General features: G+C 70.0%; 9 protein-coding genes. 7 read left to right on the top strand and 2 right to left on the bottom strand.

Going from position 1 to position 10908, the window contains the following annotated elements:
* Positions 1-186: 186 nt before the first annotated feature.
* Together ACFXB5_RS43965 and ACFXB5_RS43960 are read right to left on the bottom strand one after the other, a co-directional pair.
* A complete protein-coding gene (locus ACFXB5_RS43965) occupies positions 187-900 on the bottom strand; it encodes a phosphatase PAP2 family protein (protein ID WP_385219361.1) in 714 nt (237 codons plus the stop codon).
* Between the two features lie 236 nt (positions 901-1136).
* Positions 1137-2144: an NlpC/P60 family protein gene (locus ACFXB5_RS43960; RefSeq protein WP_385219359.1), complete on the bottom strand. Its 1008-nt coding sequence runs from the start codon at positions 2142-2144 to the stop codon at positions 1137-1139.
* A 223-nt stretch (positions 2145-2367) separates the two neighbouring features.
* Here ACFXB5_RS43960 and ACFXB5_RS43955 point away from each other — a divergent pair, with 223 nt between their 5' ends.
* The 7 genes from ACFXB5_RS43955 (at position 2368) to ACFXB5_RS43925 (ending at position 10648) form a co-directional block, all read left to right on the top strand.
* Complete coding sequence (locus ACFXB5_RS43955; RefSeq protein WP_201857067.1) at positions 2368-2616, top strand: DUF397 domain-containing protein; 249 nt, start codon at positions 2368-2370, stop codon at positions 2614-2616.
* A gap of 312 nt (positions 2617-2928) precedes the next feature.
* The gene (locus ACFXB5_RS43950; RefSeq protein WP_009716148.1) at positions 2929-3237 is read left to right on the top strand and encodes a hypothetical protein; all 309 of its coding nucleotides are present in this window, start codon (positions 2929-2931) and stop codon (positions 3235-3237) included.
* 320 nt (positions 3238-3557) lie between these two features.
* Complete coding sequence (locus ACFXB5_RS43945; RefSeq protein ID WP_385219358.1) at positions 3558-4445, top strand: hypothetical protein; 888 nt, start codon at positions 3558-3560, stop codon at positions 4443-4445.
* Positions 4435-5748 carry a hypothetical protein gene (locus ACFXB5_RS43940; protein ID WP_385219356.1) on the top strand — a complete coding sequence of 438 codons (1314 nt, stop codon included), beginning with the start codon at positions 4435-4437 and terminating at the stop codon, positions 5746-5748. Before ACFXB5_RS43945 ends, ACFXB5_RS43940 begins: the two co-directional genes overlap by 11 nt.
* A 2-nt stretch (positions 5749-5750) precedes the next feature.
* Positions 5751-7307, top strand: coding sequence for an SCO6880 family protein (locus ACFXB5_RS43935; protein WP_385219381.1), 1557 nt, complete (start codon positions 5751-5753; stop codon positions 7305-7307).
* Between the two features lie 85 nt (positions 7308-7392).
* Entirely contained in the window at positions 7393-8796 is a 1404-nt protein-coding gene (locus ACFXB5_RS43930; RefSeq protein ID WP_385219379.1) for an ATP-binding protein, read from the top strand.
* A 1-nt stretch (position 8797) separates the two neighbouring features.
* Positions 8798-10648, top strand: a complete 1851-nt coding sequence (locus ACFXB5_RS43925; RefSeq protein WP_385219354.1) for a hypothetical protein — start codon at positions 8798-8800, stop codon at positions 10646-10648.
* Positions 10649-10908 lie beyond the last annotated feature (260 nt).

Raw genomic sequence — 10908 nt, 5'->3', positions numbered from 1 at the left:
GCCCGGCAGCCGCCCGGCCTTCTGTCATTTCCGTGTTCGTGGCGTCCGTAAGGGTGCCGCCAAGCAGGTCAGAGGAAGTCCGCTACGGTTCGGGCAGCGCCCCGAAGGGGCGCGGGGAACTGCGCGACCAGCCACGACGGCGCCGCAGTCGGCCGACGACGCATCGCGACACTTCCAGCGGAGCGCTTAGGCCGCCAGGTCCTTGTTCCCGTGGTCGCCGCCCACCGATCGGGACTCGGCGAGCTCCGCGCGTGCCTCGTCCGCGTTCTGGTCGGCGGCGGCGGGCTCGGCCCGTATCAGGCGGCCGACGCGCGAATCCGCGACGGCCGTGGTCAGCGGGGTCAGCAGCATCATGGCGAGCGGCGCCAGCAGCAGCGTGACCGCCGTCCCCAGGGCGAACCCGCCGATCACATCGGTCGGGTAGTGGACGCCCATATAGACGCGGCAGAACCCTTCCAGCAGCGCGAGCCCTATGGCGGCAACCCCATAAGCGCGGTGAGCCATGAAGACGCCGACGGCGACCGCCATGGTCAACGTCGCGTGGTCGCTGACGAACGAGAAGTCGGTCTTGCCCGCCACCAGGACATCGAGCCCCTGATGGTCCCTGAAGGGTCTGGGCCGCTCGACAAAGCCGCGGATGGGGATGTTGGCAACCAGCGCCAGCCCGGCGGCCAGCGGGGCCCACACCAGCCCGGCGACGGCGGACGGCGCCTCCTGCCGCCGCTTCCGGACGCTCCACCAGGCGGCCAGGGTCACCAGGGCGAGCCCGATGATGATCCCGTACTCGCCGACGAACTCCATGACGCGGTCGAACCAGTGCGGGGCGTCCTTCGCCAGCCCGTTGATGTCGTAGAGCAGGCTGACATCGGGGTTCGACCCGTCCAGTGCGAGTCCAGCCATATGCCGTGGCCCCTTATCTCTTGCCTGTCACTACGTGCAGCTGCCGACCCCCCGTAATGCCCTGCGAGCCGTGGCAACGCGACCGGCGCCGGAGAGTCCGCCGTCGATCCACGCTGATCCACGCCTCGATCCACCTCCAGGGAACGCCCTCTTCTCGCCAGGGGTTCCGTACTCCACCCAACGATCACCGGGACGTTATCGAAGGGTGACCGATCGTCGCAGCTCAGGGGGAATCCTTACGCGGGGTTCGCCCGCGGCAGCGCTTTCGCGCCATCCTGAGTCACCCGTGTAGCACCGATGTAGTCCGGCGAGTCGATCTTGTCAAAACGGATCACCGCACCGGTGTAGGGCGCGTTGATCATGTAGCCGCCGCCCACGTACATCCCCACATGGTGGATCGATCTCGGATCGTCGAGGTCATAGGCGAAGAAGACCAGATCCCCGGGGAGCAGCTCGCTCCGCTTGGGGTGCGGTCCGGCGTTCCACTGGTCGTTGGCGACGCGCGGCAGATTAATGCCGACCGTCTTGTACGCCGCCTGCGTCAGCCCCGAGCAGTCGAACCGCCCGCCCTGCTCCGGCGTGCCGTTCCCGCCCCAGAGATAGGGCTTGCCGAGCTGCTTCTGCGCGAAGTAGATCGCCCCGGCCGACTGCTGGGAGGGCTGGACCTTCTGGATCGGCGCCTCGAAGCTCTTGGCGAGGGTGGTGATGGTCTTCACGTAGTTCTGGGTCTCGCGGTAAGGCGGCACCCCGCTGTACTTGATCACGGCATAGGCGCCCGCGTTGTACGAGGCCAGCATGTTGTGCGTCTGATTGCCCGGCACATCCTTGACGTACTTGGCGAGCGAGCAGTCATAGGCGGCCGCCGACGGGATCGCGTCCTGCGGGTCCCAGATGTCCTTGACGCCGTCCTTGTTGCCGTCGACCCCGTGCGAGGCCCAGGTGGCGGGGATGAACTGCGCTATCCCCTTGGCGTCGGCCGGGCTCTGCGCCTTCGCGTTCCAGCCGCTCTCCTGGTAGAGCTGCGCGGCGAGGAGCGCGGGGTTGATGGCCGGGCAGGAGTTCCCGTACCGCTGGATGAGCGGTTCGTACGTGGCGGGAACGGCGCCCTTGGCCAGCCCGACGGCCTTACCGCCGGCACCGCCGACGAGGTCCGCCGCGACCATGTAGGTACCGACGACGAGCAGCGCGACGAAGGAAAAGGAGACTCCGAGACCGACACTGACACCCAGCCAGACCTTACGCACCCGGCCATCCTCCCCCATTCACCCGCCATACGAACGCGTTTCCGCTCGCACGGCGAAAATCAGCCGCTCCCCAGCCGAAACCATACGACGGCCCCCGACGCGCGCCCCCTTATGCGCCGCCGACCCGCCCCGCACGCCTCACCGCCCCATCTCGGCCGCCTCTCGCGGGGCCGGGGAACGCGTAGAGTCCAGCCGTCCGAGCACACGACCCTGGGGACCGCAGATGACACGCCTCGACCGGCAAGAGCTCGACTGGCAGCGGGCCGCACCCGACGACCTTCCGGAGGGCGCCGCCTACCTCGAGGTGGCCGTGGGCCCCGACGACCAGATCCTGATGCGCGAGAGCAACGACCCGGAGACCGTCGTCGTCACGACCCGGGCCAAGTGGGACGCGTTCATCAAGGGCGTCAAGGCGGGCGAGTTCGACGACTTCGCGGACCTTACGGAGACGGACGAGCCCGCGGGGAAGTGAGGGGGCGGGGCCCAGCGGGCGGAGGCGCTGAGCGCAGGCGCGCTGATGGCCCTTCACCAAGGAGCCTGCCCGTCAGCCCCTCACGGATCGTTGCCCCACGCCCACCCGCGTGATACACAGAGTGACCATACGACACTCCGTTGACATGCCTCACACGGCCGCCGGACGGGCGTGTCCCACAACACGCACGAGATCCGCCAAGAAATGCCGCCAAGTCGACATGCGGAAGCGGATTCATCAGCGAAGATAGAGGCTGACCCACGCCATGCCGGCGAAGAGACACAACAACCCACAAGGGGCGGTGAGTTCATCATGTTCCTAGCGGCCGAAAAGGGCGACATCAACACCATCATCGGCGGAATCGCCCCAGACTGGGGTCCGTTCGGCAGCCTGGGCAGCGAGGCCCGCGTCATGATCGAGGTCGTGATGGCGGTCGCACTGCTGCTGTGCTTCGGCATCGCCATCTGGGGCGCGGCCAAGCAGCGGATCGGCGCGACGGCCCTGCGGGACACCTTCAGCGCGGAGCAGGGCAAGGGACTGATCGTCGCGGGCCTGACCGGTGTGTTCATCATCGGTTCACTGGGCACGCTCTTCACGATCGTGTACGGCATGGCCATCTAGCCGCGTCCCCGCCCGCCCCCGAGCCGCCCCTCCGCGCGGGGCGCACACCCCTGGTCGCAAGCCTCCGCTCCCGATTCCCCCTACCGGCCCCACACCCCGTACCCGAGGCTGCTCCCTGATGCCCGCTCCCGCTCACCACGCTGAGGTCGTGTCAGCTTGATGTCCACTCACACCAGCGCGCCCGAGCGTCAGTCCTCACCGTTACCGTCGTATGCGGGTGACGGAAGAGGGACCATGGATGACGCGGTCGGCAGAATCAGCGGGATCGGCGGTATCAGCAGGCTCGGCAGGCTCGGCACGGGTGAAGGGGCGTACGCAGGATGAGTCTCGGCGGCGACGACGGATACGGCGGTGACTACGAGGGCCATGAGGCGCGCCGCGGCCGCGGCGCGGCCCCCGAAGGTCACCTGACGCGCACCCGCCTGCCCGAGGGTGACGGCGACCCCTACGGTCCACCCCGCCGAGCCCCCGGCCGCGCCAAGCCCAGCCGCAACCTGATCACCGTGGTCGGCGTCATCGTCCTCCTCCTCGCGGCCATCGCCTTCGTCAACCGCGGCGACGCCAAGGACGGCGGGTCCAGCGACAGCGACACCGGCGGGGGCGGCACCGAAGCCCACCCCACCGCCCCCACGGGCGAGCGCCCGGTCGACGGCAAGAACGCCACTACCGACATCGCCTCGGGCTTCGCCAAATCGGAGCAAGGCGCCCAGAGCGCGGCGGCGAACTACGCGGTGGCGCTCGCATCCGCCGACATGACCAAGTCGGACCGCCGTCACCAGCTCGTTTCCCAGGTCTTTACGAGCGACAGAGTGGACGGGCTGCAGAAGAAGCTGGACCGGGCCTACTCCAAGAGCTTCCTGGAGAAGCTCGGCCTGGACGCGAACGGCAACGCGGGCGACGGCATGACCTATGTCTCGCGCGCCGCCCCCATCGGCACGAAGACGACCGCTTCCACGGATACCGCCGCCACCGTCGAGGTCTGGTGCACCGGCGTGTTCGGCACGGCCGGAGAGGGATCGAAGAACCCGGTAGCCAACGACTGGTTCACCATGACCGTCAAGCTGCGATGGGTGAACAAGGACTGGAAGGTCGATAGCTACTCCCAGAAGGACGGCCCTGCCCCGGTCAACAGCGACAACACCGCGTCGACGGCTGATGAGATCGCCAAGGCTGTGCAGCAGTACGGAGGGTTCACGTATGCCCGGTAAGCCGCGCAAGCGCATCGTCACGCTCGCTGGGGTGGTGGCGGCGGTCCAGACCTCTGCCGTGCTCCTCGCCACGCGGGCCGCCGCCGCACCGTCGCCGAGCCCGTCCGACAACAGCGACTGCGACCTGCTCACGGGCTCGGCCAAGAAGTACTGCGAAAAAGGCGACAAGGGTGGCGGCCCCCCCGACCCCTCCAACCCCCTCGACCCCGCCGCCTCCCTCGCCCGCGGCTGCGCCGACGCCGCCTCCTGGCTCGTCGGCAAGCTCTCCAAGCTCGTCAAGGAGACTGCCAACGTCGACTTCACCAACGAGGCCTTCCTCCGTCAGTACGCCGTCGTCTTCGCCGCCTCCACCGTCCTCACGCTCATCCTCTGGCTCCTCGCCGTCGCCAAGCGCGCCATCCGCGGCGTCCCCCTCGGCGAGGCGCTCTCCGAAGCCATAGGTTTCCTCTGGCTGACGGTCCTGGCCTCCGCCTTCACCCCCCTCATCCTCTATACGGTCGTCACCGCGACCGACGCCGTCACCGACGCCATCGCCTCCGGCACCGGTGCGGACAACGACGCCTTCTTCGGCTCCTTCTCCCAGGCGCTCAAGCGGGACGAGGACATCGGCGGCGGCCCGATCATGCTGATCGTCGTCTCGCTGGTGACGATCCTCGCCGCCGGTGTCCTCTGCCTCGAGCTCGTCATCCGCGCCGCCCTCCTCTACGTGGGCGCGCTGCTCGGCACCGCCGTCTACGCGGGCCTCGTCGACAAGAACATGTGGGGGCATGTGCGCCGCTGGGCGGGGATCATGATCGCCGTGATCCTCGTCAAGCCGGTGATCATCACCGTCCTGGCCCTCGCCGGCGCGCTCTCCACCAACGGCGACAAGCCCGACGCCTTCTCGGCCGTCGTCTCCGGCCTGTCCATCATCATCCTCGCCATCTTCGCCAGCGCGATGATCTACCGCTTCGTCCCCGGCTTCGGCGACGAGATCGTCAAGGCCCGCAGCGCCAGCTCCGACCCCGCGTCCCGCCAGGCCGCCGCCGTCATCACTTCCCCCGCCGCCCTGGTGAAGCAGGGCATCAACACCCACAGCGCCCGCGGCGGAGGCGAGGCCGGCGGGGGCGCCGCCCCGGGGCAGGCCAAGCCCGCCAACCCCGTCTCCGGCGGCGTGGCGGCCCACTCCACCCGCACCAGCGGCGGGGGCGGCGGAGGCGCCTCCCCCGCGCCCGCCAGCCGCACCGGCCACACCGGAGGCTCCGGCGGCGGCTCCGCCACGAACCGCAGCTCCGGCAACAACTCGGGAGGTGACCGGCGGTGACGATCGACGCCCAGTCGCACCCCATCGCGCCCCGTCGCACGTATCTGATCGGGCGCCCCCGCCCGAACGCGATCGTCGGCAAGAACCGCGAGACCGGCGAGATCGCGCTGATCATCGCGGGGGCGTTCATCGGGATGATGTGCGGGCTGCTGGTGCCGGTGCTGACGTTCCGCATCACCGCCCTGGTCGGCTTCCCCACCCTCGCCCTCGCCGCCGTCTACGTCCCGTACAACGGGCGGACGTTCTACCGCTGGTTCGAGATCAACCGCTCCTACAAGCGCAGCGTCCGTAAGGGCACCACCGCCTACCGCTCCAGCGCCGCCGAGGCCGGCACCCGCCTGGACGGCCGTGAGATCGAGGTCGGCCCGCCCCCCGGCATCGGCCGGATCAACTGGCTGGCCGCCCCCTTCGGCCCCGACGAGATCGCCGTGCTCCTGCACGCCGACCGCCGCACCGTCACCGCCGCCATCGAGATCGAGGGCCCCGGCGTCGGACTGCGCGACAGCGAGGACCAGGAGGCCCTCGTGGACCGGTTCGGCACCCTGCTCAAGCACGTGGCCAACGGCGACGGCTTCGTGACCCGGCTGCAGATACTGGCCCGCACCCTCCCCGCCGACCCCGACGCGCACGCCAAGGACGTCGAGCGGCGCGGCGACGACCAGGCCCCCAACTGGCTCAAGGACTCCTACGACCAGCTGCAGTCCATGGTCTCCACCTCCTCCGAGCAGCACCGCGCCTATCTCGTCGCCTGTATGCACTACACCCGCGACCTGGCCGCCGAGGCCCAGGCCATCGCGCGCGCCGCCCGCCACAGCGGCGGCGGCCGGCGGCTCGACAAGGACGCGGGCCTCGCCGTGGTGATGGCCCGTGAGCTGACCGACATCTGCGCCCGGCTCGCCGAGGCCGACATCCGGGTGCGCCAGCCCCTGGGGCAGGGGCGGCTTGCGTCCCTCATCCACTCCATGTACGACCCGGACCACCCCATCGACCACATCCAGGCGATGACCAAGCGGAACGCCTGGCCCGCCGAGCTGGACGCCATGGAGCCCACCTACCTCCAGGCCAAGACCCGGGAGTCGAGCACCCGCGAGCCCTGGTGCCACTCCACGGCCTGGGTGAAGGAGTGGCCCATGACGCCCGTCGGGGTCAACTTCCTCGCCCCGCTGCTCGTCCACACGCCCGATGTCATCCGTACGGTCGCCGTCTGTATGGACCTCGAGCCCACCGAGGTCGCCATCGAGCGGATGCTCACCGAGAAGACCAACGACGAGGCCGAGGCCAGCCGCGCCGCGAAGATGAACCGCACCGTGGACCCGCGCGACATCGCCGCCCACGGACGGCTCGACCAGCGCGGCGAGGACCTCGCCAGCGGCGCCGCGGGCGTCAACCTCGTCGGCTACATCACCGTGTCCTCCCGTTCGCCGGAGGCCCTCGCGCGCGACAAGCGGACCATCCGCGCCTCGGCGGGGAAGAGCTACCTCAAGCTGGAGTGGTGCGACCGCGAGCACCACCGGGCCTTTGTGAACACGCTGCCGTTCGCGACCGGCATCCGCCGATAGATCAGACAGAGCCGATACAGCCCATAGAGCTGATAGACACGACTGGGACGACAGGGACGATAGGGGCTCCGCCGTGGCCGATCCGATGAGCGCCATCACCGATGCGTTCACCAGCTTTCTCTTCGGAAAGGTGGAGACGACGCGACTGCCCGTACGCACCTCCACCGGCCAGGCCCAGGCGGTCTATCTCCCCACCGCGGCACCCGGCCTCGGCGACTCCGGCGTGGTCATCGGCCGTGAGGTCTACTCCGGCAAGGGCTATATCTACGACCCCTTCCAGCTCTACGGCCAGCAGCTGCCGGCCCCCCACTGGCTGGTGCTCGGCGAGTCCGGTAACGGCAAGTCGGCCTTGGAGAAGACCTATGTCCTGCGCCAGCTGCGGTTCCGCGACCGCCAGGTGGTGGTGCTGGACGCCCAGGGCGAGGACGGCGTCGGCGAATGGAACCTCATCGCCCAGGAGCTGGGGATAACGCCCATCCGGCTCGACCCCATGGCGGCCCTGGACGGCGGTATCCGTCTGAACCCCCTGGACCCGGCGATCACCACGACCGGTCAGCTCGCCCTGCTCCGCACGATCATCGAGGTCGCGATGGGGCACGGGCTCGACGAGCGGTCCGGGTTCGCCCTGAAGGTCGCGCACGCCTACGTCAACGAGACCGTCGTCGACCGCCAGCCGGTGCTGACCGACATCGTGGAGCAGCTGCGCCACCCCGAGGAGGAATCGGCGGCGGCCATGAACGTCGATATAGACGACGTACGGGCCTGGGGTCTCGATGTCGCCCTGGTGCTGGACCGGCTGGTCGACGGTGATCTGCGCGGTATGTTCGACGGCCCCACCACGGCCGGAATCGATCTGGACTCACCCCTGATCGTCTTCGACCTGTCCCATATCGATCGCAACTCGATCGCGATGCCGATTCTCATGGCCATCGTGGGCGTCTGGCTGGAGCACACCTGGATCCGTCCCGACCGTAAGAAGCGCATCTTCCTGGTCGAGGAGGCGTGGCACATCATCAACTCGCCCTTCGTCGCCCAGCTCTTCCAGCGGCTGCTGAAATTCGGGCGGCGGCTCGGCCTGTCGTTCGTCGCCGTCGTCCACCACCTCTCCGACGTGGTCGACGGCGCGGCGGCGCGGGAAGCCGCGGCCATCCTCAAGATGGCCTCCACCCGGACGATCTACGCCCAGAAGGCGGACGAGGCACGGGCCACCGGCCGCGTCCTGGGCCTGCCCCGCTGGGCCGTCGAGATCATCCCCACGCTGTCGCCCGGTATCGCGGTCTGGGACGTCAACGGCAACGTACAGGTCGTCAAACACCTGATCACCGAGGCCGAGCGGCCCCTCGTCTACACCGACCGGGCGATGACGGAGGACGCGCTGGCCGTGCAGATGGCGGTCGAGGCGGAGGCCGAGGGGCGCGCCGCCGCGGCGGTCGAGGCGGCGGAGGCGGACACCTTCGGCGGGCCGTCGTACGGATCCACGGTGGCGTGAGATGGCAGCGGGACAGAATCACGGCGGGCCCGCGGAACGCGGTATTCCGGACGGCTTGTTGATCGGCGCCATCGCCCTCCTGCTGGGCGCGCTCGGCCTGATGTGGTCGGCGACCGGGCTGGCCGGGCTCTTCGCCCGCGGCGCCTGGCCGGACAACCTGACCTTCATGCGCGCACCAGTGGCGCTGCGCCATCTGCTGCAGGAGCCGCAAGACCTGGCGGCGGCCTGGCCCGACACCCCGAAGGACCAGCTGTCGGGGTACGGGCTGTTCTGGGGCATCTTCATCAGTGAGCTGATGGTGCTGATCGTCCTGACCATCTTCGTGATGGGCACACTGGCCCGCTACCGGACGGTCCGCGCCCAGCGCCGCGTCGCCCGCGCCGCCGCCCTCGCGGAGGCGGCGGAGGCAAAGCGGCTCGGCCTTTCGGACACGAGGACCGCGAAGGACGGCATCGAGCCCATGCCCGTCAACGGTACGGGCGTGGAGGCGACCCCTGGCGTCGATGCGCCGCCTCCACCCGTCCCCGGCCCTGGAAGCGCCTCAGCGGCCCCAGGAGCCGCCTCCGCCAGACCTTCTGAGGGTGCGCCCGGCACCGCCGCTCCAGACCGCTCCAGCGGGCTCCCCGCACCGGGCCCGGCCGAGGCGGTCCCCGGCGACGGCGTCATCGCACCCGTCGCCGATCACCGCCACCCGGCCGGGTCCGTCGCCGCCGAAGCGTCCGCCGGAACGGGCCCCGAACCGCACCCGTACATCGGCGAGCAGAGAGCCGACGCACAGGTCACTCCCGCCCAGGGCCAGACCACTCCCCCGGCCCAGGACGGGATGTACGCCCCGCTCGCCCCGACATCCGCACCACAGCCGCTCCCCACCCCCCGCACCGGCCCGCTGACGTCGGCCGCACTCCCCGACGGGGAACTGGCCCGGTCCCGCGTCCTCTTCGGCGCCCAGCGCGGGGAGTCCGCGGTCCACACCGTCCTGGAGGCCATCGGCCCCGTCCTCGTCGTCACCAGCGATCCCAAGCTCTGGGCCACGACCAAGGACGCCCGCGCCAAGCTCGGCCCCACCCACGTCTTCGACCCGTCCCATCTGCTCGACACCCCCGCCCGGCTGCGCTGGAACCCGGCGGCGGACTGCGGCTCCCGCGATATCGCGGCCGCCCGCGCCACCGCCCTCCTCGCCCCCGTGCGGCCCATGCACGCCATGGACCGGCCCCTGGCGGAGGCCGCGGAGACGATGCTGCGGTGCTGGCTCCACGCCGCCGCGGTGGACGGCCGGCCGTTCCGCCATGTGCACCGCTGGGCGCAGGGCAGCTCGGCCCACGAGCCCGTGAAGATCCTCCGTACGCATCCCAAGGCGGCGGGCGGCGCGGCCGGCGAGCTGGAAGCCACGCTCACCGCCCACCGCGAACGCCGCGACATGGCCCAGGAGCTGACCGCCCGTGCCCTCGGCGCGCTGTCGTCGATCCACATCCGGGACGCCTGCAATCCGGGACGCGCCGACATGCTCGCACTGGAGTCATTCGTCGCCGAAGGGGGAACCCTGTATCTGATGGGCGAATCCATCGAGGATCCCCGAACCCAGCCGGGTGCGATGCCGCTGTTGACCGCACTCGCCTCACACGTGGTCGAGCACGGCCGGCGCATGGCCGAACGGTCATCCTCCGGTCGGCTCGACCCACCACTGACCCTCGTCCTGGACGACGTGGCCGCCGTGGCCCCGCTCCCGGCACTCCCCGACCTCCTCGCTCAGGGCGCGGACCAGGGCCTGCCCACACTGGCCTTGATGCGCTCCCAGGAACAGGCCCGAGCCCGCTGGCCGCACCGCTCCCTGGTGGGCCAGGAGTCGCACTGACGGCCCGCACATCCCGCCGACGCATCCAGCCAGCTGCTCCGCGGTGGGTCTCCCGAGTGCGGGGACAGATATGCAGCAGGAGTCCCACGAACCACACGACGGGTACGACGGACCGACTGCCCCAAGCGTCGGGTCACAGAGGCCACCGGGCACATCGTGGGAGCTGAACGCAAAAATGCCTCGGTCCCGAGCACTATGTACTCGGGACCGAGGCTAAAATTTGTTCGGCGGCGTCCTACTCTCCCACAGGGTCCCCCCTG

It is taken from the genome of Streptomyces sp. NPDC059455, assembly GCF_042750115.1.
GTDB classification, from domain to species: domain Bacteria; phylum Actinomycetota; class Actinomycetes; order Streptomycetales; family Streptomycetaceae; genus Streptomyces; species Streptomyces endocoffeicus.
This window is presented reverse-complemented; position numbering and strand designations above follow the sequence as displayed.